Source organism: Acidovorax sp. LjRoot117, assembly GCF_964252695.1.
Classification (GTDB): Bacteria; Pseudomonadota; Gammaproteobacteria; order Burkholderiales; family Burkholderiaceae_C; genus Acidovorax.
In genome coordinates this window covers 96,096-119,813 of record NZ_CAXUPO020000001.1, presented here as the reverse complement: position 1 = coordinate 119,813, position 23,718 = coordinate 96,096, and the positions used below count along the sequence as shown (strand labels likewise).

Below are 23,718 nucleotides of genomic sequence, written 5' to 3'. Positions count from 1 at the left end.
CGTTCGGTGGCGTCAAACGAGAAGGCGGAAAAGAGACTCAATTGCGCAATTGCTCCAGGGTGTCCATCTGCATTTCAAAACTGAAGAACCGGTTGCGGCCCTGTGCCTTGGCGGCGTACAGGGCCTGGTCGGCCCGCATGATCATGCTCTCGGCGTTGGTGCTGTCGTCGGGCACGCAGGTGGTGATGCCGCCAGACAGGGTGAGCGTACTGCCCAGGGGCGAGCCCGGGTGGGGCAGGGCGCGCACCTTGAGCAACTGGCCCAGCGCGCGCGCAAAGGTCATGGCGCCCGAGCGCGGCGTGTTGGGCAGGATGAGCGCGAACTCCTCGCCGCCATAGCGCGAGGCCACGTCCCGCGGCCGCACGCACACTTCACGCAGCAGCCGGCCCACCTCCTTCAGGCACGCATCGCCCTGCACATGGCCGCTGGCGTCGTTGAAGAGCTTGAAGTGGTCCAAATCGCACAGCATCAGCGTGAGCGGCGTTCCGTCACGGCGCGCCGCCAAAATCTCGTTGTGCAGGATGCGGTCGAAGCCGCGGCGGTTGACCAGCGCGGTGAGGGCGTCGACCTCCACCATTTCGTTCAACCGCTGGTTGGCCAGGTGCAGTTCGGCCGACATCGACACCAGCCGGCGCCGCATGTCCAGCAGGCGCCGCATGGCCCGCAGCTTGGCCATGAGCACGATGGGCTTGACCGGCTTGACGAGGTAGTCGTCGCCGCCCACTTCGATGCCGCGCCATACGTCCAGCTCGTTGTCCAGTCCGGACAGGAAGATGATCGGCGTCCAGTCGCCGGCCTCGCTCTCGCGCATCTGCTGCGCCACCCAGTAGCCATCCTTGCCGGGCAGCCGGATGTCCAGCAGCACCAGGTCGGGCCGGTGGGCCTTGAACAGTTGCAACGCGGCGTCGCCCTCGGGCGCTTCGAAGATGTCGGTGACTCCCGCATGCCGCAACTCAGCCACCAACGCAGCGCGCACGGAACCCTGGTCTTCCACCACCAGGACCGAGAACCCACCGCCGCCCGATGGCGGGGGCTGCGTGGGGGGATAGGGCGTGCTGCTGGATGTGAATGGCACGGTGACTCCTCAGGCCTGTTGAACGCGGCAAGGGCGCAATCACCCGGGAAGCCCCGGATGCCAGGGCTCTTTCAGGATTCGCGGCGCAACGCAGGGAACAGGATCACGTCGCGGATGCTGGGGCTGTCGGTCAGCAGCATCATGAGGCGATCGATACCGATCCCGCAACCCCCCGTGGGCGGCATGCCGTATTCCAGCGCCCGCACGAAGTCGTGGTCGTAGAACATGGCTTCGTCGTCGCCGCCGTCCTTGGCGGCCACCTGGGCATGGAAGCGCGCAGCCTGGTCCTCGGCGTCATTGAGCTCGCTGAAACCATTGCCGAACTCGCGCCCGGTGATGTACAGCTCGAAGCGCTCGGTCACCTCGGGGCGGGTGTCGTTGGCACGGGCCAGCGGCGAGATTTCAGTGGGGTGCTCCATGATGAAGGTGGGCAGCCACAGCTTGTCTTCCACCGTCTCTTCGAAATACAGCACCTGCAGGCTGGCCAGCGAGCGCGTGGACAGCTTGTTCTTTTCTTCGTTCAGGCCCAGCTTCTTGAGGGCGCTGATGAGCCAGGCGGCGTCGTCCACATGGGCGCCGGCCTCGGTGTACTGGAAGATCGCTTCGCGGATCGTCAGGCGCGCGAACGGCTGCGACAGGTCGACCGCGCGGCCCTGGTAGGTCAGCTGCAGGCTGCCCGTGGCCTTGAGCGCCACTTCGCGGATCAGCGTCTCGGTGAAGTCCATCAGGTCCAGGTAGTTCCAGTACGCCGCGTAGAACTCCATCATGGTGAACTCGGGGTTGTGGCGCACCGAGATACCTTCGTTGCGGTAGCTGCGGTTGATCTCGAACACCCGCTCGAAGCCGCCCACGATCAGGCGCTTCAGGTACAGCTCGGGCGCGATGCGCAGGTACATCTCCTGCTCGAGCGCGTTGTGGTGCGTGACGAACGGCTTGGCGTTGGCACCACCCGGGATGGGGTGCAGCATGGGCGTTTCGACTTCCAGGAAGCCGTGGCTCACCATGAATTCGCGCAGCCCGCTCACCGCCTTGCTGCGCGCCATGAAGCGCTTGCGGGCCTGCTCGTCGGTGATCAGGTCGACATAGCGCTGGCGGTACTTCTGCTCCTGGTCGGCCATGCCGTGGAACTTGTCGGGCAGCGGGCGCAGGCTCTTGGTGAGCAGGCGCAGGCCCGTGACCTTGATCGACAGCTCGCCGGTCTTGGTCTTCATGAGCGTGCCTTCGGCGCCCACGATGTCCCCCAGGTCCCAGTGCTTGAAGGCGGCGTACAGCTCCTCGCCCACGGCATCGCGGGTCACGTACAGCTGGATGCGCCCGCCCACGTCGCCCAGCGATCCGTCTTGCACCGTGGCAAAGCTGGCCTTGCCCATCACGCGCTTGAGCATCATGCGGCCGGCCACCGAGACGCTCACGGGCGACGTCTCCAGCGCCTCGTTCGTGGCCTCGCTGTGTGCAAGGTGCAACTGCGCTGCCTTGTGGGCCGGCTTGAAGTTGTTGGGGAAGGCTACGCCGCCGCCGTTGGCTTGGACCTCGCGCAAGGCGCGAAGCTTTTCGCGGCGCTCGGCGATGAGCTGGTTGTCGTCCTGGGGGGGTAGGGTTATGTTGTTGTCAGACATGGATGGCCGCCCGCAGATGGAGGCGTTCAGAGACGTTGTTTCGGATCAAAACCCGTGATTTTAGTTTTTTGGCCGTGCCGTGTGGGGTTTGCGCCTGTCTGAGCCCGGATAATTTGCCGCATGTTTCTTAAAGCTGGCCTGCTTTCGCTGTTGCTGCTGCTCGCCAGCCGTGTGTTCGGGGTACTGCGCGAAACGGCATTAGCTGCAGCATTTGGCAGCTCTGGCATGGCCGATGTGGCCATAGTCATGCTGACCCTGCCCGACTGGCTCGCTGGCGTGCTCGTCAGTGGAGCCTTGGCCTATGTGCTGTTGCCGCAGTGGGCCAAAGAGTCTGCCGCGCAGCAGAACGCCACCCAGAACCGCGTCGCACGGCGTTTGTTGTGGGGAAGCCTTATGCTGGCGGGCCTGATGTGTATGGCCCAAGGCTCCTTGGCGGCGTTGCTTGTGCCTGAAGCCTCCGCTGCGTTGCAAGGGACTGCCCGCGACGCTGTGGTCTGGAGCGCCCTTGCCCTGCCCGCGGCCATGCTGGCCGGCCTGTGGGCCACGCGGTTGCAGCATGAACGTGATTTTGTCGGCTTGTACAGCGCCAATCTTGTAGTGAATGGCGTGCTGATCGCCGCTCTGCTGCTTCTCGGTTTTCGTGGCGCTGAGCCGGGGGCGGGGCGGACGCTGGGCGTTTTTTTGTTGATGGCTGTTGTTTTGCGCCTGCTCTGGCAGGGGTGGCGTATGCGGCACTTGCGCCGGAACGTGTTGCCGGTGACATCATCGAGCGTGGAGCCGCCGCTGCCCGGCTGGCGTATCTGGATGTGGGCCGCCTTGGGGGCGGGACTGCCCTTGACGCTGCCTTTTGTGGCCCGCACCTTTGCGTCCGGGGCGGGTGAGGGGGCTTTGGCCACCTTCAACTACGCTTGGAAGCTTGTGGAGTTGCCGCTGGTCCTGGCCATCCAGCTCGTGGCCTCGCTGGCCTTCCCTGCGATTGCGCGCACGCATGCGGCGTCGGCTTCTGGCATTGGGCCCACCAGCGCTGACGCTATGGCGACGGCAGTGCGCAACGCGCTGGTCCTGGCCTGGACACTGGCCTGCGCAGCCGCTGCGGCGCTGCTGGTGGGGGCTCCTGTGATTGCGTCTCTGTTATTCGGCTGGGGGCGCATGGAGGTCCCAGCTCTGGAGCAGATCGCTGCCTGGAGCCGTGTGGGGGCGTGGGGTTTGCTGCCGCAGGCGCTCCTGTCGGTGGCCCTGACGGTCCTGGCGTCGGTGGGGCGCATGCGTTTCGCCGTGCTGGCCTATTTGCTGGCGCTGGCCCTGCTGTTGGTAGTGGGGGCAGTGGGCTGGACGGCCGGTGAGTCACTCATGTGGGGTTTGAATGCTGGGTTTGTGTTGGCCGCCCTGATTGCGGGGAGTGCGCTGGGTGCCCCAGCCCTGCGGCATTGGCTGCCATTGCGCGCACTCCTGGCGCCATCGTTGGCGCTGGCCGTCGTTGCTTGGATTGCGCACTGGTGGGGGGGCGCCGGTGCTGCGGCTGTCCTGGTCCGTGATTTAGGATTAAAACAGGGCTTTTCGCTTGTTGGTATTGCCTTCTCCGCTATCTTTGTAGTAGCGGCTGGCTGGTTCTCCGGCCCCGGACTGCGCCAAGCCCTGCGGTCATAATCCACGCCACACCATGATTGACCTTCTCCAGATCACCAATGACCCTGCGCTCGCACGCCGTTGCGACGCTTTGCCGGGTATGCGCCTGTTTGTCGATCTGGAAGTCAATGGCAAGGCGGAGCGTCAGGCCGGACGCAACACCTTTATCAGCACCCACCGGCTGGAGGACGTCGGTCGCATCAAGTCGCAGCTGAAGCGGTCGCTGTTGATGGTTCGCGTGAATCCCTTGCATGCAGGCACCCCGGACGAACTGGACGCTGTACTGGCCCAGGGCGCCGACTGGGTCATGCTGCCTATGTTTCAAACCCCCGAGGAACTGCAAGCCTTCAGCCGCATCGTGGCCGGGCGGGCACCCATTGTGGCGCTGTTGGAGACTGCGGGAGCGCTGCAGTCCTTGGACGATTGGGTGGGTACGCCGGAGTTGTGCGAGGTGTTCGTGGGGCTCAATGATCTGCATCTCTCGCTGGGCTGCCGGTTCATGTTTGAGCCTTTGGGGCAAGGGGTGCTTGACAGGATCGCCGCCAGGGTGCATGCCCAGGGGCTGCGTTTTGGGTTCGGGGGGATTGCTCGGCTGGATGAGGGGCTATTGCCAGGTCGCGACGTCCTCGGTGAGCATTTGCGTCTGGGTTCTTCTTCCGTAATTCTCTCGAGAACTTTCCGTAATGCTGAAGGCGTGGCTGAGTTTGAGGACGAAATTGCAACCATGCGCGCAGTTGAAGAGCTACTCGAACGCCGTGCGCCCGCTCAAATGGAGCAAGACGCCCTTCGTGTCGCTGCCGCTATTGATGCGATTGCAGCCAGACAGGCGCGGGCCGCATGAAGCGGTTGATCGATATAGTGCTTTCGTTGGTGGCGCTTGCGTTGCTTTGGCCGGTGCTTTTCGTGACTGCGTTAGCCATAGTGCTGGAAGGTGGCACGCCAGTCCTTCTTCGTCAGACGCGCGTTGGCCTGCGGGGGCGAGCATTTGGTATGTACAAGTTCCGCAGTATGGTGAAAGATGCAGCCTCTATAGGTCCATATTTCACGGCTGTGGGTGATCCTCGTATTACCCGAGTGGGCCGTTTCATCCGCCGCACGAGCATCGACGAGTTGCCGCAGATCATCAACGTCCTGAAGGGCGAGATGAGCCTCGTTGGTCCGCGCCCGGACGTTCCGCAGCAGCGCTCGAACTATACGGAAGCCGCCTGGAACGAGCGCTGCAGCGTTCGTCCTGGTATCACGGGGCTTTCACAAGCGCTGATGCGATCAGAAGCGACTGAAGAACTGCGTCAGGCGACCGATCTGCGCTACGTCCGCGAGCAGAGCCTTCGGCTGGACCTGCGCATCATGTGGTGGACGATCGGGCGACTTACGGGCCGGGGCGGGAACTGAGGGCTTAGCAAAGATGTGTGGAATTTTCGGTTATTGGGATCGGGCGCAGCGAGCGATCGGCGATGACAAGCTAACGGCGATGTCGGCATGTCTCGCCCATCGAGGGCCTGACGACAACGGCTTATGGCACCAGCCGGAGCGTGGCGTAGGCATTGGCAACACGCGCCTTTCCATCATTGACATTGGGGGCGGGCGCCAGCCCTTCGTTAGCCATGACGGCAAGATCGCCGTTGTCCAGAACGGTGAAATTTTCAACTACATTGAACTCGCTGCGGACCTGCAGCGCGAAGGCGTGGAACTGCGCACACACTCCGACACAGAAGTCATCCTGCGGCTGTATGAGCGCGAAGGTATCGAAGGGCTACGCAAACTGAATGGCATGTTCGCCATTGCTATCGATGATGCCCGTCAGGATGCCCTCTACCTCGTGCGCGACCGCATCGGTGTCAAACCGCTGTATGTGGCCGACGACGGCAGTCGCGTGCTCTTCGGATCGGAGATCAAGGCGTTCTGGCCAGTGAAGGCGCGCGCCTCCTTTCCCATTGACCCCGAGGCGATCCATCACTACCTCACCTTCAACTACATCCCCGCGCCTTGGACAGTCTACGCTGGCGTGAAGCACGTGATGCCCGGCACGTGGATGAAGTTCACCCGCTCATTAGGGGCGCAGGTGCACCGTTGGTGGAGTCTTGCAGAACAGTGCGAGGAGGATCATGAATTTGGTGATTGGTCCGAGGAGTTCGTGTCCATTCTGGAAGACGCGACGCGCATCCGCTTGCGCGCCGACGTGCCGTGGGGCGCCTTCCTCTCCGGCGGCGTCGATTCCAGCACCATCGTTGGCCTCATGGCCCGGCACGTGGATCGGCCGGTGAAGACGTTCTGCATCGGCTTCGCCGACCCGCGTTACGACGAATCGGCGTTCGCAGCCGAAGCGGCGCGCCGCTTCGGCTGCGACCATATGAACGAGATCGCCGAGCTCAACATGCTGGACCGCTGGCCGAAGGTGCTGCACCACCTCGACCAGCCTCACGGCGACGCCTCGTTCATGCCCACGCTGAGCGTGAGCGAGCTCGCGGCGAAACACGTGAAGGTCGTGCTCACCGGCGACGGCGGCGACGAGCTCTTCGCCGGCTACGACAAGTACGCCCAGTTTTTCGCGCGGCCGGAAGTGGCCTCACTGTCCAGTGAAGCGTTTCAGAGGAGTTACTTCGACTCGATCTCGCTCTTCACTCCGGCGGCGAAGAACGCGCTCTACCGCCCCGCGCTGCGCGAGCGGCTGGGCGGCATCGACAGCTTCACCGCGGCCGCGAAGCCCTGGTTCGACGAGGCGGCTCACTTCGACCGCGTGAACCAGGCGCTGTACCTCGACATGCAGCTGCTCCTCTCGGGCAACAACCTCGTGAAGCCCGACCGCATGGGCATGGCAGTGTCGATCGAGGCGCGCACGCCGTTCCTCGACTGGCGCATGATGGAGTTCGCGTTCCGCTCGCGCGGCGCCACCAAGCTTGACCCTGCCACCGGCGACAAGAAACACTGGTATAAGAAGGCGGCCGCGCCGCTCATCGGGCAGGACCTCGCTTACCGCAAGAAGCAGATGTTCACTGTGCCCATCGGCGACTGGTTCCGCGGCGAAAGTTACCCGTGGATCAAGGACGCGCTGCAGGAGAGCGAACTGCTGCGCGAGTGGTTCGAGCCCGCGGTGGTCGCCTCCATGCTGGAGAGGCACCGTGACGGCAGCGCGAACTTCACGCGCGAGCTGCGCGCGCTGGCCGCGATGGCGCTGTGGAGCCGGGGCGCGTGAGGGTTCTCTGCGTCACCTACGGTGGCGGGCACATCGCCATGATGCTGCCCGTCATCCGCGCGCTACGCGCCGCGAAGCCCGGCATCCACATCGACCTGCTCGCGCTGACGACAGCGCGTTCGGCCGCCGAGGCCGTCGGCGAGAAGCCGCTCGGGTTCTTGGACCTAGTGCACCTAGCCGACACGGGTTTCGCGCAGGAGTGGGGCGGTCGGCTCGCCCAAGGCAATGTACATCCGGCGGTGGACCCCTTCGAGACTGCGGCGTACATCGGTGTCAACTACTGGGATCTCACGCAGCAGCACGGGGCCGACGGTGCCCGCGCGCTCTACGCGCGCGAGGGCCGCTACAGTTTCTACCCGATCCATTTCTTCCGGCGCATCATCCGCGAGCTCACCCCCGACGTTGTAGTTGCGACGAACTCGCCGCGCAGTGAGCAGGCGGCGCTCGATGCCGCGATGGAAGCGGGTATTCCGACGGTGTCGATGATCGACCTCTTCGCGATGGCGGGCGACGCGTACCTCCTGCGCCCGCGCCACGCGGACCGGGTCACAGCCATGTTGCCACAGGTGCGCGACAACCTCGTCGCGGCCGGCATGGACGCCTCGCGCATCGTGGTGACGGGCAACCCGGGGTTCGACAGCCTTTTCGACCCGGCGCAGCGCCGCGCCGCGCAGGAACTGCGGCGCTCGCTGGGGTGGGAAGGTCTCAAAATTTTCCTTTGGGCCGGCATCATCGAACGCCTGCCGAGCGAGGGCGGTGCGGTCGCCCCGGGCACCGCGTTCGGAGAGGCGACAGAAGCCGTGTTGCGCCGCTGGGTCGCGCGTCGCGAGGACGTCGCTGCCATCGTGCGCTACCACCCTAACGAGGCGCACCATTTCGCGGCGCAGCCGCCCCAGAAACGCGTGTACCTTTCCCGCCCGCTGAGCGACCCGCTGCATCCGCAGATCCTCGCCGCGCACACGGTGCTCGTCACCGGCTCCACGGTGGGCGTTGAGGCGGCCAGCGCGGGCGCCGCGGTGCTCTCGCTGGAATCGTCCGGCTCCAACGGCGTGATGAGCTACGAGAAGCTGGGCATCAGCCGCGGCGTGCCGAACCTCGCGACGCTCGAGGCCTGCCTTGACGAGGCGGCCGATTCGGCGCCGGGCGCCCCTTCCGCGCGGATGCAGCCGGGGCCCGCCAGCCCGCGGATTGCACAGGAAATCATCGCGCTCGCCGGGTGCTGAGCGCGGCGTCCCTTCGGGCGGCCGCGCACTTCAGGCGAGGATGTCCCAGGAGACGGCGGTGCCTTTCTTCAGATATCCGCGCGCCTTGTGCTGCAGGACCACGCCCAAGTACTTCGAGGGTAGGCCAAGGCCCGGCCGGATGGCGCGCACATTACGTTCGGTGAAGGCCTCGCCGGCTGCGATGTCTTCCACGACGTAGAGCGAGCGTCGGTAGCGCAGCGACTTCAGTTCCGCTTCCGTGGGACCGTACTGCACGCCGCCCAGACTGCGCCACGCGCGTTCCGTTTCGTCGACGAGCGAGCGGAACTCGTGCGGCTCCAGCGAGAACGTGGAATCCACGCCGCCGTCGGCGCGTGCGAGCGTGAAGTGCTTCTCGACCACGGTGGCGCCGAGCGCGACACTGGCCACGGCGGCGCCCACGCCCATCGTGTGGTCCGACAGGCCGACCTCGCAGCCGAAGAGCTCGCGCATGTGCGGGATGGTGCGCACATGAGTGTTGTCCGGCGTGGCGGGATAGGTGCTCGTACACTTGAGCAGCACGATGTGCTTCGCGCCGGCGCCGCGCGCGGCCCGCACGGTTTCATCGAGCTCGGCGGCCGTGGCCATGCCAGTGGAGATGATGAGCGGCTTGCAGGTGGCTGCAACCTTTCGCACCAGCGGCAGGTCCGTGTTTTCGAAGGACGAGATCTTGTAGCAGGGGACGTCTAGGCTCTCGAGGAAGTCGACCGCGGTGGCGTCGAACGGTGTGGAGAAACCGGCCATGCCGTGGTATCGGCAGCGCTCGAAGATGGCCTCGTGCCATTCCCAGGGCGTGTGGGCTTCTTGGTACAGTTCATAGAGCGTGCGGCCCGTCCAGAGGTTCGCGGGATCGGAAACGAAGAACTCGCCGGTGGACAGCGGCAGCGTCATCGTGTCGGCGGTGTAGGTCTGGATCTTCAGGCCATGCGCGCCGCTCGCTGCAGCGGCATCGACGATGGCAAGCGCGCGGTCCAGCGAATGATTGTGGTTGCCAGACATCTCTGCAATCATGAAGGGCGCGTGGCCGGCGCCGACCTTGCGCCCGGCGATCTCGAAAGCTTGCATGCTCATGGGGCCTCCTTCGGTGTCGCGGCGAGCGGGTATGTGTCCTTTTCCTTATAGAGGAAGGACATCGCGACGCGCTCGGACGGGTCGGTCGCAAAATGCTGGCCCGCGTGCGAGAAGCTTCGCTTGGCGAACAGGTGGTAGCCCGCCGAGCCTGTGAAGAGGGTGGAGTAGTCCTGCTTGTAGGAGAACAGGCCTGGCCGGTGGTGGTATTCCCGCCGGTGGGGCAGATGCGGGTCGAAATCGAGGATCACAAGGAAGCCGCCCAGCCTCAGGACGCGGTCGGCTTCGGCGACGGCGGACAGCAGCTCGGTACGGCCGACCAAGTAGAGGCAGAAGCCGAAGTACACGACATCGAAGCTCGCGTTTGCCCAGGGGAGCTTGTCGGCGGTGCCGGTGCGCAGGTCGACTCGGCCCGAGGCGCCAAAGCGCTCGCGGCCGTGCGCGATGGCCTTGCCAGAGGGATCGAGGCCCGCGGCCCGCGCGTCGAAGAAGCGGGCGAGCCAGTCGGTCTTGTGGCCGTCGCCGCAGCCGATCTCGAGAATATCGTTGATCGATTCGCGAAAGGGCGCCAGCTCGGAGACGAGGAGGTCGCATTCGAAATGATTCTCGCGCGCCTCGTAGGCGCCACGGTTGCGCTCGAACCAGGCGTCGCCTTCCTTGTCGAGGAAGACGCTGGTCTGCGGTACGGCGGAAGTCATGCGGTTACACCCGTAGGAGGTTCAGCAGGAAGTAGACGACGGGATCGTAGCGGTTCGGCACGCGCTCGTAGTCCAGAAAAAGAGCGGCGTCGGCGATGTTCCACGAAACGTGGCCGAGCAGCATCATGATCATCAGCGTGCGGGGCGCGCGGATGCGCAGGAACGGGCCCTCGACGGCATTCTCACGCGGCATGGCAGCCACTTCGGCACTTCCGAGCGGGAGCAGAAAGACCTGTGCCATCTCCGGGGAGTCGAGCACGAGCATCCACTCAGGATGAACGTGATTGGCTTCCTGATAGCCCCAGAGGCGGCCGCGCGCCTGGCGCACGAGGCGCTCAAGCGGCACGCCCGAGGCGAACTCGAACTTCTCGTGGTCGTAGCGGTGGTTCGCGTTAATGCCGTCCAGCCAAGCCTGGCGCTCCTCGTCGCTGTAGTCGCGGTAGGGCGCTTCGGGGCTGTGGCGGCCGGTCTCCAGGTCGAAGCGCTGGCCGGAGTTGACAAGCAGCAGACGGTCGGCAAGCCCGGCGCGGGCCATGGGCGCGCGCATGGCCGCTGGTGTCGCCGGGTGAGCCACGTATTCATTGAGAGCGGCACGCGAGCCGGCTATCGCGTACTGGTCGGCAAAAGGTATCACGCGTTTCGGGTCAAGGGCCTTCACCGTGTCGATGAAGGCACCGCTGCGCATCTCGCGGATGCGGTCGCGCTCGGCGCACTTTTCTTCATCGGTGAGGTTGATGTAGCACGATGGGTAGCCCGAGCCGCCGGAGTATGGGAGCATGGCGAGGTCGGGCCGGCCGTAGGTGGAACGCACGTACTCGATCATCGCCGGGTGGGGTTGGCAGTCGTTGGCGTTGAAGATCACGTGGCCGTCCCAGCGCAGCACGAGTGCGGAGTCGATCGCGCTGGCCATCGCGTCGGAAGGGTCGGGCTCGACCATATCGGCTACGAGACCGGGCCGCAGCAACACTGGCGAGCGCGGCGGGATGATACGGATGTCCTTGAAGCCCAGTTTGTTGCGGACGAGGAAATCGACGACGAAGTTGGGCTTGCGGCCCATCACCAGCACGGTCGCGTTGCGGTCCAATTTTTCCAGCGTGCCGAGCGAGCAGTGGTCCTCGTGGATGTGCGAGATGTAGATGTAATCGAGCCGGCCGACATCCTCGACGTGCGCGCCGAGCGGCGGGAAATGCACCCATGAGCCGTGGAAGATGCCGTCGTCCAGCCACGGGTCCATCAGCAGCCGCACGCCGCGGTGCTCAAGGATGGCCGTCGCGCCGCCGAAGTTGAAGAGTTCCATGCGCGCCGCGTCCCCTGGTTGTTCCGGATTACTGCGCCACCGCGAAGGCGACCACCTGGCGGCCAAGGTTCAGCCCCGCCAGCGCGCGGTAGTAGTCGCGCATTTCCTTCGTCTTGCCCTGGGCCCGCAGGATCGCTTCGAACGCCACACGCTTGAGGTGGCAGGCTCGGCCCAGCTCGGCGTCGCCCACGTAGCGGTCGCCCATTAGGAGGAACATCTCCAGCGGGAAGGAAGCCTCAAGCACGCGCACGGAGAAGCCGTTGCCTTCCAGCAGCGCGGTGAGCGTGGTGCCGCTAAAGTAGTTGAGGTGGGCGGGCGGCGCGACCCACCATTCGGGCAGGCCGTGCACCACCTGGCCGGCGGTCTGGAATGTGTTGAATTCGTTGGGCACGTCGATGACGAGCACGCCTCCCGGGCGGATGACCTTCTCGCGGATCTCGCACACGACGGCTTCGGGATCGGCTAGGTGTTCCAGCACGTTGAGCAGGGTGACGGCATCGAAGCGCTCGCCGAAGACATCCATGCGGTCCATGCCGGCCTGCTTCACCATGAGGCCGGCCTTCGCGCCGTGCGCGATGGCTTCCGGCGCGGGGTCGAAGCCGTGGCCCACGACGCCGCGCGACTGCCAGCGCGCGAGCGCCTGGCACCAGCCGCAGCCCACGTCCAGCAGCTTCAGGCCTACGGAAGGCTGGCCGGAGAGCTCCACGATGGTCTCAAGTAGGTCGTCATAGTGGCCTTCGTAGAAGTCGCGGTCGCGGTCGATCGCCTGCAGGCCGGAGTCGTTCAGGCCCTGGTAGCTAGCCGCGTAGAACTCCTGTGCGTAATAGCGCGAGATTTCCTCGGGCGAAGGCGTCGGGTCGATCTGCAGAAAACCGTAGCGGGGATTTTTTTTCAGCGGGTGGTTCATGGGTCAAGGCTCGCGTTGTCCGGCTCGGCAATGTACCGCGCAAGGCCCTGCCAGCCGATGTTGGCGACGACGTCGAGTACGGAAAGGTGGCTCACGAAGCCGGAGACGCCCTCCTGCGGATAAGCGGGGGCGTGGAACTCGTCGAATTCTAGTTTGATCGCGTCCTGGTCTCGGAAACCGTCGGCTTCCAGGTAGCCGCGTGCACCGGGCGGGGAAATGTAGGTGGTGGCGCCCAGATGTGCGCAGAGGTCCAGCACGCGCCGGGTGCGCGCTCCACCTACGCCCAGTTCGCTGGCGCGCAGGCGCTCGGTGGCCAGGCCCAGCGCCTTGCAGCAATGCTCGATGAGCGCGATGTTCAGAAGGGCGAGCGAGGTGATGCCGGTGCTGTCCGCGGCCCGGCGCATGAGCTCAAGCGCCTCTCCCGCGTGCGGGTGCCTGCGGTATGCATTTGTGACGAGGGCGAGATGCTTGCGTCGCCAGTGCGCGGCGTCGTCCACCTGCACCGCCAGCAACGACTCGCCCAGCCGCTGGCGGCGCACGGGCACGGTGAGCCATTGCTGTTGCCCGTCCAGCAGGACGCGGTTGCGCTGGTGCCAGGTGCCGCGCTCGTACTGCGCGTCGTCTAGGTACACGAAGCGGCCGGCGCGCGCGATGAGCCGCAGGTAGCCCGCCCACGGCATGTAGGTGGGCTGCATGATCGCAACGTTCATGGACTCCGCCAGTCCGCGCGCAGGAGTGCCCATCGATCCTGGTTGAGGAAGCGGTCGCCATCTCGGATGGATTCACGCTCAGTTCCCTCGTAGCGGAAACCCAAGCTTTCGTAGAGGTGGCGTGCGCGCGGGTTGTCCTGTCGCGTGTGAAGCCAGACGCGGTTCATCGCAAGAGTTCCGAATGCTTTCACCAAACCCAGCGCCACGGCCTGTCGTCCAATGCCACGACCCTGCAAGTAGGTCTCGCCGATGTATATCTGCAAGTAAGCGCTCGCGTGGCGCGGATTAATGTCGAGCAGAAAATTGCCACAGTGGATCGAGTCCGCCTCTATAGCCCAGGCGGCTAGGCTTGTGTGCTGGCGACGCCATTGACGATGACTTTCCAACGTGACACTGCCAGTGATGCCGAAGCTCGCACGGATAGCCGGATCGTTTAGCCAGCGCACGGTTGCGCCATCGTTTGCGTCAGACCATGGAACGAAACAAACGCCGGTGACTATGCCACTCATCGCGCACGCTCCACCAGCCAGTCAACCAGTCGGTCCGCGCCTAGGCCATCCACCGCCTCCACCAGTCGTTCTCGCTGGGCGTACAGCGCGGCGGGGCTACTCAGCCAGCGCGCGAGTGCTTCGCGCGTACCTTTGCCGAAATCACTAGCTTCTCCTAGATCCAGTAGCCAACCCGCGTGCGCCAGGCGTTCAATCACCGGGCGCTGGGTAGGCGCCGTACTCACGCATGCCGTCGGTAAGCCCATACAAAAGCGTTCCCAAAGTGTGCCACCGGGGGCTCCCACGGCGCAGTTGCAAACTGCCATGGTGGCTGCCACTTCTCGCGTAGCCACAACCAGTTTCAGGCGTCCGTTGGAAGTGGTGGCGAGTTCCCGGAGCGCAGCCGCTTGCGGGCCCTCATGGCCAAGAACCGCCATGATGCGCACTCCTTCGAACCATTCCAACAGGCCTCGGGCTAAGGGAACGGTGGCATTGGCATAGTCCGTTCCACCCAGTGCGAGATGGATGCGTGGGCTAAAGTCCGGTGTCTCTTTGTGCGGAGCGCGTCGCCTCGCTTCGGCGAATTCCTTTCGCAGTAGGCACCAGCTTGGGCCGAGGAGTAGTTTTGCGGCTGGCGCGAGCTTGCGATATGCCTGCATGTCTGCACAAGGGGATGGGTCTAGCACCGCATCAGCAGCGAGCGGTCTGTTAGCAAGGTCGTCGATGACAAGAAGGCGCGGGGCCGAGGGGCGGACTGCTTTATGCCAGCATGCGTCCAGGCCGTAGTGGTCAACGACGAGCCAGTCAGCCGGGCCTTCGAGCACCCTTATTGTTTCGACGGCGTCTTCGCTGGCCGCCAGGTCTTCACGGATAAGGCTGACTCGGTGACCGGCCGTCTCTATGTCTGCTACCCAGGGGGCTAACGCGTGCGTGCCGACGAAATGGCATTGCGTGTCGCGCGCGTGAAGACGCGATGCCAAGGCTAGGCAACGGCTGAGGTGCCCTTGCCCGGCAACCGGGGACGCGTCGACGCGAAACGCGATCCGTCGCATCATCGGATCTTGAAAAGTGGCTCGAGCGGGTTGCAGCGAAGCAAACCGGCCATGCGCCCTTCAAGCGCGCCAGCACGCATGATGGGAAAGACCTCGTCGTAAACTACCAAAAGGCGCGCTATGTCCTCTTGAGTGTGGGCGAACGTAAGGTTGTGCGTCCCATAGGCGAGGATGCCCCGCTGGAACATTTCCTGCATGAACAGTGTCTTGCTGTGGAAGGAAGAACAGCCGGGAACGTCTTTGAGGACAAGGAAAGACCAACTGGGGTGCCCCGTCGAAGTCATTAGCTCTTGCATGTCGTGCTTGTCAATTAGACCCTGTACTCCAATCATCAGCTCGGTGCCTAGCTTTGCGAGGTGCCCTGTCACGTCTTGGCTCGCGACTTTGTCGAGCGTAGCCCCCGAAGCTGCAAGCGAGAGGGTCTCGCCGCCGAAGGTGAACGAGAAGAATACCTCTTCCATCAATTTCATCACGTCGGCACGGCCGGCAACAGCGGCGAGGGGGTAGCCGTTGGCGAGGCCCTTGCCGAAGCAGGCGAGGTCGGGCGTGATGCCTAGCATTTCTTGCGCGCCTCCGGGGGCGTAGCGGAAACCGGTGATCGTCTCGTCAAACACCAGCAGCGCGCCGTGCTTGCGGCACAGCGCTTGCACCTCCTCCAGAAAACCAAACTTCGGCTCGCTGATATTCATCGGTTCCATCACCACGGCGGCAATTGCTCCCGGATGGGCCATGAAGACGGCTTCTAGGGAAGATGCATCGTTGTATGTCCAACTGTGAGTGAGTCCTCGCACGGCCTGCGGCACACCAAGATTGCGCGTGGTAGAGCCGATGTACCAGTCTTGCCAGCCGTGATAGCCGCACACCGCGATGTGCTCGCGACCCGTGAAGGCGCGGGCAACTCGCACCGCGCCGGCAGTAGCATCGGAGCCATTCTTGCCGAAACGCACCTTCTCGGCGCAGGGAACCATGTGCACGATGCGCTCGGCGACCTCGATCTCGATTTCCGTGCTGAGCGTGAAGATCGTGCCCTTGCGCAACTGGACCTCGACGGCCGCGGTGACATCAGGGTCGCAGTAACCCAAGGTGACGGAGGCTAGTGCGTTGATGTAGTCGGTGTACTCATTGCCGTCTACATCCCATATGCGGCTTCCCTTGCCGTGGCTGATGAAATAGGGCGATACGCCGTATGGGTACTGCGTTCGGCTTTTACTGAAGGTCTGCGCGCCGAGTGGGATAACCTTTTCCGCGCGAGCGAGCATTTCCTGCGATTTATTGAAGAGCTTCATTTAGTGTCCTATAGGTCCGCCGCGCAGTCACCTCGCAGGGATTTGTGATAGCCCTCGTTGCGCAGGATCCCACCGTTGAGCGTGGCTAGCCTCGGCTCATTGTCCAGCAATTGCAGGACATCATCCATCGAAAAACACGGATTGAATGGATAGAGGCGCTCGAACACCTGAGAAACGAAAACAAAATCACGAGGCTCATCGACTGTCCAGCGCAGGGCCGACAGGTCGACAGCGTTGCGTACCTCGCCCAAGTGGAAGCGCTTCGGCCGGCTGTAGACGAAAGCGGTAACATGCTCGCGTTCGCTCGGCAGGCGGGCCTCGGCCTCTGCGACGGCCAGCACAGAGTAGCGTAAACACTCCGCATCCAAGCCATCCGGGAAAGTCGGGTTCAGCGCACTCGAGACGTAATCGAACCCGCCCTCGACTGCTGTGCGAACTACGCGATCGATCAGTGCGGGGTCTGTTAAAGGACAGTCGCCGGTTAGCCGGACGATCCATTCGGGCGAGAACGACCGCGCAGCACCAGAGAAGCGGTTTAGCACGTCGTCCAGGCTGCCGCGGTGCACCGCCACGCCGAGTGTCCGGCAGAGTTCTTCGATAGCGTCGTCACTGCTGTCTGTGCTTGTGGCCACCACGAGGCGGGAAACAGCTTTACAGCGCCCAACGCGCTCAATCTGGTGTGCGAGCAGCGGCTTGCCGCATGTGCGCAGGAGCACCTTTCCAGGTAATCGACTGGAGCTCATACGTGCCTGCAGGATTGCGAGGACATGTGTGTTGCTCATGGCTTGCCCCAGCGGCGCGGGTCCAACCAGCAAGGATTTTGGTCGGCCCATTCGCTCCAGTCAAGAACGGGTGCTACGACTAACGCCTGTGCGATCTGCCGCAACTCCAACGCGCTGGTTACGCCGATGACGGCCACGCCCAGCGAGGGGTTGGAACGGAAGAAACTGATGCACGCCTGCACGGGGGTCAAGCCGTAGCTGGCGGCCCAGGCATGCATCCGGCGAACCCATTTGCCGCGACCGGGGAAGCGGTCTTCTGCGAATTCCGGCGCTGCGAGGAGTAGGCCTTGAAGGAAGAGGGACCGCGCATGCACTTCGACGCCCATGTGGCGCATTGCTTCCGCCGCGGGGCCGCGAACAAGTCGCTGGTCTGCGATGCTAGCGGGCAACTGTACTATGTCGAAAGGGCGCTCCCGTCCACCATAGCGCGAGAAGAGCGAATCAACCTGCGCTTCGTCGTAAACTGAAACTCCAACGCGCGTGACCGCGCCTTCTTCACGCAGCGAAAGCAGCCAGTCGTGAAGGCGTTCCCCACCAGGCACAAGCAGGTCGTCGGCATGGTGGACGAGAAGCGCATGGGGCTGACTAGACGATATGCCAAGCCGCGACCGCGAAAGTGCCCACGCGGTTTGAAAAGGTGCAAGGTCGGCTTCGCCGAAAATTTCCTTGCGGGCGGCAGGAGTCTTGGTGATGATTTCCCAAGGCATTCCCGCCTGATCACGCAGCAGGGCGCCGAGGCGTTCCTCGCTGTCGCCATAGCCGCCGGCAGTGTCCACAATCGTCCAGCCATGCGCGGCTGCTTCCCTTAGTACCTCGTACGCGGCGGCATCGCGCAGCCGGCCGCCAGCGTTGGTGATCCCGTAATCAAGCCCGATTTGTGCTGTTCCCAGCGCCACGCGCTGGGCCTTGGTGGAGGTCATTGCTGCGCTACCGCCGCCAGGACGGTCTCGATTACTGTGTCCAATTGCTCCTGTGTTATCGCTGCGTACATCGGCAGCGAGATAGCCTCACGGTAGTAAGCCTCGGCGCGAGGGAAGTCGCCCCAACGGAAGCCGAGCGCTTGGTAATAAGGCTGTGTGTGGATGGGGATGTAGTGAACATTGACGCCAACGCCCGCCGCGCGCAAGCGCGCGAACACGGCATCACGTCCTCCGGCGAGAGAGACCGGAACGCGGACGGGGTAAAGATGCAATGCCGAGCGGCACTCTACGTCCGGTGGAGGCAGGCCGAGCCCGCTTGCTGCGAGGGCTGTATCGTAGGCGTGGCGGACTTCATGGCGGCGGTCTACGAAGCTGGCGATGCGGCGCAACTGGCTGCGGCCCAATGCGGCTTGCAGGTCGGTGATGCGATAGTTGAAGCCTAGGCCGATCTGCTGGTAGTACCAAGGACCGTCAGGTGGATGCGTCATCTCCGCAGGATCGCGTGTGATGCCATGCGTGCGGAAGATGTGCATACGCCGCGCCAGTTCTGCGTTGTGCGTCACCGCTATGCCTCCTTCGCCGCTGGTGATGATCTTGACCGGGTGGAAGCTGAAGACTGTAATGTCGGCCAGCCCATGCCCACCCACCGGCTTGCCCTCGAGCATGCCGCCGATAGCGTGCGAAGCGTCCTCGACGATTGCGAAGCCATACTCGTCGGCTAGCTTCCGAATCTCGCGCATGCGACAAGACCGGCCAGCGAAGTCGACGGGAATAACGACTTTCGGGAGCCTTCCCGCCATTTGAGCGCCCGCGAGTCGCGCCGCGAGGGCAGCGGGGTCCATATTGAGATCAACTCCGATGTCAACGAAGTCTACATTGGCCCCGCAGTAGCGGGCACAGTTCGCCGAGGCGGTAAAGCTGTTCGGGCTGGTCCAGACTACGTCGCCTGGCCCGACGCCGAGCGATGCGCAAGCCATGTGCAGTGCGGAGGTGGCGCTGTTGACAGCGATGGCGTGGGGAGCGCTGCAGAACGCGGCGATTTCACGCTCGAAACCTTCGATTTCGGGGCCCTGTGTCAGGTAGTCCGAACGGAGCACGCGCACCACCGCTTCAATGTCCTCGCAGCTGATGTCCTGGCGGCCATAGGGGATCATGCTCACAGCCCTACGCAGCTTTCCATCGCCTGCGCGTTGAAGGCGCGGATTTCGGGGATGGATAGAAAATGCGTGTTGTTGCCGGAGTGGTACTCGAAACCCTGTGCGACCGGCACTCCCGTTGCTCCGTCGGCGTCAGTGACGTAGTCGAGCGTCTCGCCATAGAACTTAATTGTGGGGCGTATGACGTAGTGGCTTGCGAACTCCAATGTTAGATGCGAATCATCGGCAGGGCACATGATCTCGTGGAGCTTCTCGCCAGGGCGAATGCCGATTTCGCGCTGCACGATACCGGGAGCCATGGCATCCGCGAGATCAACCATGCGGATTGAAGGAATTTTGGGTACAAAAATCTCACCGCCCTGCATTCGGACGAATTTGTCAAGCACAAAATCGACGCCCTGCTGTAGGCTGATCCAAAAACGGGTCATTCGGCGGTCAGTGATGGGTAGGCTGTCCGCACCTTCAGCCAGAAGTTTCTGAAAAAATGGTACGACGGAGCCTCGTGAGCCGACTACGTTCCCGTAGCGAACCACCGCGAAGCTTGAGCGCCCGCTGCCCACCAGATTGTTAGCCGCTACGAAGAGCTTGTCCGAAACGAGCTTAGTGGCTCCGTACAGGTTGATTGGATTTGCTGCCTTGTCGGTGGATAGGGCGATGACCTTCTCGACGTTGTTCGAGATGGCCGCACGAATGACGTTCTCAGCGCCATGAATGTTTGTCTTGATGCACTCCATCGGGTTGTACTCGGCGGCAGGTACCTGCTTGAGAGCCGCTGCATGGATCACGTAGTCGATACCCTTCATTGCCTGCGCAAGGCGATCATAGTCACGTACGTCGCCAATAAAATAGCGCATGCACTCATCAGTAAAGTGCTGTGCCATCTCGTACTGCTTCAATTCGTCGCGAGAAAACACAACGATGCGCGCTGGCTTGCTGGTCTGCAACAAAGTCTTGACATATTGCTTACCGAAGGATCCGGTACCTCCTGTGATCAGGATAGATTTTCCGCTAAACATACTTTGAAAAAGGCCTATTTCGAATTCGTCTGGAACTGGACGCAGTTTGCCAGACAATAGCTTACGTCATTCGGTCGATAGAGCTTGACGCCCGCCTCTAGATTTCTCATTTCTTGATATCCCCTGTGCAGTCGAAGCAATCACGTTTTACCCGGTTTCTCGGCAGTCAGAGCTCAGTGCAGATAGGCGCTGACGCCGCTGTCGTGATGGCTGCTTGTTGGATCGCATTTCTGCTGCGCTACAACTTCGACATTCCGTCGGAAGTGCTTCCTCTTGTCTGGCGTACATCGGCAATTGCTGCAGTGTGTTTTTTTTGTGGTTTAGCGTTGCGCCGTGTATACCGGCAGGTATGGCGGTTCACCGGATTGCCAGAACTGCGTCAGCTTGGTGCAGGTGTGCTGTTAGGTGCTCTTTTCATGGTTGCCGCAATTGTGATGCTACGCTACTCTGCAGTGCCTCGTTCAGTGCTTGTTATGCACCCTGTATTTGCATTGACATTGCTCGGAGCCCTGCGCGCAGGATGGCGCACACTGGCTGAGCGTCAGCGCACTTTGGCGTTACAGGGCACTCCACTCCTCATCGTGGGTTCATTGCAAGAGTCTTCAAACGCATTGCGTACCCTGGGTGTTCTTGGTCATTGGGTTCCGGTTGGCATACTGTCGCCGGTGGCGGCTGAAATGGGGCGTTCAATACAGAACGTGACAGTGCTTGGGGCGCCTGAGAACATTGCCCGTGTAGCTAGTGCTGCTGGGGTAAGCACGGCGCTCATGGCATGCCCTCCTGGTTCGCAGTCTAGGCGGGATGCGTTGCTTCACTCTAATGGCGTCGGCCTTACCCTGCTGGCACTGCCCCGTCCTGACGAGTGGATGCGCCCGTCAGCTGGGCCGCGTCGCATAGACCTGGAGGACCTGCTTGGTCGGGATGCCGTAGCGCTTGATGTGGAGGGCTTGGCAAATCTGTTGTCTGGTCGAACCGTGCTAGTTACCGGAGCTGGTGGCTCCATCGGTTCAGAATTGTGCCGCCAAATTGCCAGGTTCGGCGTCGCACGTCTCATTTGTGTTGATATTTCAGAGTTCTCTGTGTACCGCTTGGAACAAGAGTTGCGCGACGCGCACCCGCAGATGCAGGGCGTTTACTACACAGCCAACGTGCGAGAGATTGACCGTCTGCACGCCATCGCGCGGCTTCATCGGCCAACGGTGGTGTTTCATGCGGCTGCTTATAAGCATGTTCCTCTCATGGAGTCAGGCAACGAGATCGAAGCGTTGCATACCAACGTCTTGGGAACGCTGAACGCTGCTCGAGTCGCGGGCTTGGTTGGAGCCTCGCGTTTTGTGCTGATATCTACTGACAAGGCAGTCAATCCTACAAATGTCATGGGTGCAAGCAAGAGGCTCGCCGAGCAGGTGATGCAGGCGTTGGCTTTGGAATACCGTGGTACGCGCTTTGTTGCGGTGCGATTCGGGAATGTTTTGGGCTCTAGTGGTTCGGTGGTTCCTCTGTTTACTGAGCAAATTGCAAGCGGCGGCCCGCTCACAGTGACTCATCCGGACATCGTTCGCTATTTCATGACGATTCCTGAGGCTGCGCAACTGGTTCTGCAGGCTGGTCTGATGGGGCAGTCAGAGCAAATATTTGTATTGGAAATGGGAGAACCCGTCAAAATTTTGGAATTGGCAAAGATCATGATCCGTTTGTCTGGTAAGACCGAGCATGAAATACCTATCGTTTTCACCGGCTTGCGACCTGGTGAGAAGTTATACGAGGAACTCCTCGCCAATGGTGAGACGACTGAACCTACGTCGCACGCCAAGCTGCATGTAGCCAAGATCGATGTCTCAGGCAGCATTGACCCAGAGGCACTGCGTCAGAGCATCGCTGCACTTGGGGTCGAACCGTCAGCGTCTGCGCTTCGGACATGGTTACAGGCCCACGTTCCGGAATACATGCCACGCTAAGGAATCTCTGCACGAATGCCCAAGCGATGCGATTGCGTGGAGTGCTGAAGCCCAGACAATACGAGCATGAAGCAAAGCAGCCTGGGCCTGAGCAACATAGTCAAGCGCACCCGCAAGGGCGAGTTCCTGGACGCCATGGAACTGGTGGTGCCCTGGACTGAACTGGTCTCGCTCATAGAGCCGTACGCGCCCGAAGCTGGACGGCGGGGTCCGCAGCCCTTTGCAGTGCAGACCCTGCTGCGCATCCACTTCATGCAGAAATGGTTCAAGCTGAGCCACCCGGCGATGGAAGAAGCGCTTCACGACGTGCCAGCCTTTCGGGACTTTGCGGGCCTGTCGCACTGGGACGAGCACATCCCCAGCGAGTCGAGCATCCTGCGGTTTAGACACCTTCTGGAACGCCACAAGCTGGCCGATCAGATCCTGGCCACCGCCAATGCCCTGCTGCAAGCTAAAGGGTTGCAGCTCAAAGTTGGCATGGTGGTAGATGCCACGCTGATTGCTGCGCCCACTTCCACCAAGAACCAAAGCGGAGAGCGCGACCCCGAGATGCACCAAAGCAAGAAGGGCAACCAGTGGTACTTCGGTATGTGTCACATCCCGGACGATCATATGGCCGCTTGTGAAACAGATCCGGGTGCTCTTGGTACCACTCTTTCATGGCCTGCATTGGCGTACTACTCTTGAGCGCTGGCTGTGGCAACTGGTGGTTGTACAAGGCCACATAGCGCTGCAAGGTCTGCTCCATGTCCTCACGGCTGTTGAATCGGTGGGTCTTCAGGACGTCCGCTATGCGGCCATTGAACCGCTCCACCATGCCGTTGGTTCTCGGGGTCCTGGGCCTGGTCAGCCGGTGCTCTATGCCCAGCTCCTGGCACAGTTGGTCGAACTCATGGTTGCCGCTGGGTTCGCGCTCCTTGCTGGCAAACAGGCGGTCCGTGAACTCCTTGCCGTTGTCGGTCAGCAGCTTGTTGATCCTGATCGGGCAGGCCTTGTGCAATGCCTTGAGGAAGGCCTGTGCACTCGCCGCTGTCTTGTTGGCCTTGAGTTGCACGAACACCCATCGCGTGGCCCGGTCGATGGCCACGAACAGATAGCGCCTGCTGCTCTCGTCCTGCATCTGGGGCAGGTACTTCACGTCCATGTGCACGTAGCCTGGCTCGTAGCTCTTGAAGGCCTTGTGGCTACCGCAGGCTGGTGGGGCTTGAGGGCGTTGAGGTTGCCCACTCCATGGCGGCGCAGGCACCTGTCCAAACCTGAGCGTGAGACATCGGGGCTCAAGAACTCTCGCGTGACCGCCAGCAGGTCATCCAGGGGCAGCAGCAGGGTACGCCGAAGGTGCACCACCACGGTCTCTTGCGCAGGCGTGAGCACCGTCTGCAGGCGATGGGCCGTGTGCGAGCGGTCTGCAAAGACATGGCGCTTCTTCCACTTGTAGACCGTCTGCTCAGTGATCCCAAAGCGCTGGGCCAGGACGCTGGCAGTCTCGTTGCTGGCCGCAATCTCGGCACGCACGGCAGGCGTGGTGCGAGCGTTCTTGTGCAGGGCAATCAACATGGCTTCACTCCCCGGGTGGATTGCAAGGACTCTATCAACTCCTTCAAAACAGCTCGGGCCATGAAGAGTGG

General features: G+C 62.6%; 20 protein-coding genes and 2 pseudogenes. 7 read left to right on the top strand and 15 right to left on the bottom strand.

Annotated features, from left to right (window positions below; all coding sequences use genetic code 11):
- Positions 1-37 precede the first annotated feature (37 nt).
- The gene (locus ACSQ3D_RS00565; RefSeq protein WP_056420875.1) at positions 38-1,075 is read right to left on the bottom strand and encodes a GGDEF domain-containing response regulator; all 1,038 of its coding nucleotides are present in this window, start codon (positions 1,073-1,075) and stop codon (positions 38-40) included.
- Between the two features lie 71 nt (positions 1,076-1,146).
- Complete coding sequence (gene lysS / locus ACSQ3D_RS00560; protein WP_396502851.1) at positions 1,147-2,691, bottom strand: lysine--tRNA ligase; 1,545 nt, start codon at positions 2,689-2,691, stop codon at positions 1,147-1,149.
- A 120-nt stretch (positions 2,692-2,811) separates the two neighbouring features.
- Between lysS and ACSQ3D_RS00555 the strand changes: the two genes are divergently transcribed.
- From ACSQ3D_RS00555 to ACSQ3D_RS00535, 5 genes are read left to right on the top strand one after another with little or no spacing between them, the layout of a single operon-like run.
- A complete protein-coding gene (locus ACSQ3D_RS00555) occupies positions 2,812-4,338 on the top strand; it encodes a lipid II flippase MurJ (RefSeq protein WP_436125567.1) in 1,527 nt (508 codons plus the stop codon).
- 13 nt (positions 4,339-4,351) lie between these two features.
- Complete coding sequence (locus ACSQ3D_RS00550; protein WP_396502849.1) at positions 4,352-5,158, top strand: aldolase/citrate lyase family protein; 807 nt, start codon at positions 4,352-4,354, stop codon at positions 5,156-5,158.
- Complete coding sequence (locus ACSQ3D_RS00545) at positions 5,155-5,709, top strand: sugar transferase (RefSeq protein ID WP_396502848.1); 555 nt, start codon at positions 5,155-5,157, stop codon at positions 5,707-5,709. Before ACSQ3D_RS00550 ends, ACSQ3D_RS00545 begins: the two co-directional genes overlap by 4 nt.
- Positions 5,710-5,722: 13 nt before the next feature.
- Positions 5,723-7,510, top strand: coding sequence for an asparagine synthase (glutamine-hydrolyzing) (asnB, locus tag ACSQ3D_RS00540; RefSeq protein WP_436125566.1), 1,788 nt, complete (start codon positions 5,723-5,725; stop codon positions 7,508-7,510).
- A 38-nt stretch (positions 7,511-7,548) separates the two neighbouring features.
- Entirely contained in the window at positions 7,549-8,733 is a 1,185-nt protein-coding gene (locus ACSQ3D_RS00535; RefSeq protein WP_436125565.1) for a UDP-glycosyltransferase, read from the top strand.
- Between the two features lie 30 nt (positions 8,734-8,763).
- Here ACSQ3D_RS00535 and pseI read toward each other — a convergent pair whose 3' ends face one another.
- From pseI to pseB, 12 genes are read right to left on the bottom strand one after another with little or no spacing between them, the layout of a single operon-like run.
- Positions 8,764-9,816: a pseudaminic acid synthase gene (pseI, locus tag ACSQ3D_RS00530; protein WP_436126159.1), complete on the bottom strand. Its 1,053-nt coding sequence runs from the start codon at positions 9,814-9,816 to the stop codon at positions 8,764-8,766.
- A gap of 2 nt (positions 9,817-9,818) precedes the next feature.
- The gene (locus tag ACSQ3D_RS00525; RefSeq protein ID WP_436125564.1) at positions 9,819-10,517 is read right to left on the bottom strand and encodes a class I SAM-dependent methyltransferase; all 699 of its coding nucleotides are present in this window, start codon (positions 10,515-10,517) and stop codon (positions 9,819-9,821) included.
- Positions 10,518-10,521: 4 nt separating this feature from the next.
- Entirely contained in the window at positions 10,522-11,814 is a 1,293-nt protein-coding gene (locus ACSQ3D_RS00520; RefSeq protein WP_436125563.1) for an MBL fold metallo-hydrolase, read from the bottom strand.
- Positions 11,815-11,842: 28 nt separating this feature from the next.
- Positions 11,843-12,721 carry a class I SAM-dependent methyltransferase gene (locus ACSQ3D_RS00515; protein ID WP_436125562.1) on the bottom strand — a complete coding sequence of 293 codons (879 nt, stop codon included), beginning with the start codon at positions 12,719-12,721 and terminating at the stop codon, positions 11,843-11,845.
- Positions 12,718-13,431: a WbqC family protein gene (locus ACSQ3D_RS00510; RefSeq protein WP_436125561.1), complete on the bottom strand. Its 714-nt coding sequence runs from the start codon at positions 13,429-13,431 to the stop codon at positions 12,718-12,720. The genes ACSQ3D_RS00515 and ACSQ3D_RS00510 overlap by 4 nt, the downstream gene beginning before the upstream one ends.
- The gene (locus ACSQ3D_RS00505) at positions 13,428-13,940 is read right to left on the bottom strand and encodes a GNAT family N-acetyltransferase (RefSeq protein ID WP_396502841.1); all 513 of its coding nucleotides are present in this window, start codon (positions 13,938-13,940) and stop codon (positions 13,428-13,430) included. Before ACSQ3D_RS00505 ends, ACSQ3D_RS00510 begins: the two co-directional genes overlap by 4 nt.
- Positions 13,937-14,971 (bottom strand): UDP-2,4-diacetamido-2,4,6-trideoxy-beta-L-altropyranose hydrolase, encoded by a 1,035-nt coding sequence (gene pseG, locus ACSQ3D_RS00500; protein ID WP_436125560.1) that lies wholly within the window; start codon positions 14,969-14,971, stop codon positions 13,937-13,939. The genes ACSQ3D_RS00505 and pseG overlap by 4 nt, the downstream gene beginning before the upstream one ends.
- Positions 14,971-16,257 (bottom strand): aminotransferase class III-fold pyridoxal phosphate-dependent enzyme, encoded by a 1,287-nt coding sequence (locus tag ACSQ3D_RS00495; protein WP_436125559.1) that lies wholly within the window; start codon positions 16,255-16,257, stop codon positions 14,971-14,973. The genes pseG and ACSQ3D_RS00495 overlap by 1 nt, the downstream gene beginning before the upstream one ends.
- A gap of 8 nt (positions 16,258-16,265) precedes the next feature.
- Positions 16,266-17,039: a cytidylyltransferase domain-containing protein gene (locus ACSQ3D_RS00490; protein WP_436125558.1), complete on the bottom strand. Its 774-nt coding sequence runs from the start codon at positions 17,037-17,039 to the stop codon at positions 16,266-16,268.
- Entirely contained in the window at positions 17,036-17,959 is a 924-nt protein-coding gene (locus ACSQ3D_RS00485; RefSeq protein WP_436125557.1) for an aldo/keto reductase, read from the bottom strand. Before ACSQ3D_RS00485 ends, ACSQ3D_RS00490 begins: the two co-directional genes overlap by 4 nt.
- Positions 17,956-19,113, bottom strand: coding sequence for a UDP-4-amino-4,6-dideoxy-N-acetyl-beta-L-altrosamine transaminase (pseC, locus tag ACSQ3D_RS00480; protein WP_396503073.1), 1,158 nt, complete (start codon positions 19,111-19,113; stop codon positions 17,956-17,958). Before pseC ends, ACSQ3D_RS00485 begins: the two co-directional genes overlap by 4 nt.
- Before the next feature lie 2 nt (positions 19,114-19,115).
- The gene (gene pseB, locus ACSQ3D_RS00475) at positions 19,116-20,132 is read right to left on the bottom strand and encodes a UDP-N-acetylglucosamine 4,6-dehydratase (inverting) (protein WP_396503072.1); all 1,017 of its coding nucleotides are present in this window, start codon (positions 20,130-20,132) and stop codon (positions 19,116-19,118) included.
- Between the two features lie 125 nt (positions 20,133-20,257).
- Between pseB and ACSQ3D_RS00470 the strand changes: the two genes are divergently transcribed.
- Together ACSQ3D_RS00470 and ACSQ3D_RS00465 are read left to right on the top strand one after the other, a co-directional pair.
- A complete protein-coding gene (locus ACSQ3D_RS00470; protein WP_436125556.1) occupies positions 20,258-22,090 on the top strand; it encodes a polysaccharide biosynthesis protein in 1,833 nt (610 codons plus the stop codon).
- Between the two features lie 66 nt (positions 22,091-22,156).
- Positions 22,157-22,699, top strand: a pseudogene (locus ACSQ3D_RS00465) (IS5 family transposase); the annotation flags it as partial.
- On the opposite strand, the pseudogene ACSQ3D_RS00460 reads toward ACSQ3D_RS00465, so the two are convergent.
- A pseudogene (locus ACSQ3D_RS00460) lies at positions 22,683-23,647 on the bottom strand (IS481 family transposase); the annotation flags it as partial. The pseudogenes ACSQ3D_RS00465 and ACSQ3D_RS00460 overlap by 17 nt on opposite strands.
- Positions 23,648-23,718 lie beyond the last annotated feature (71 nt).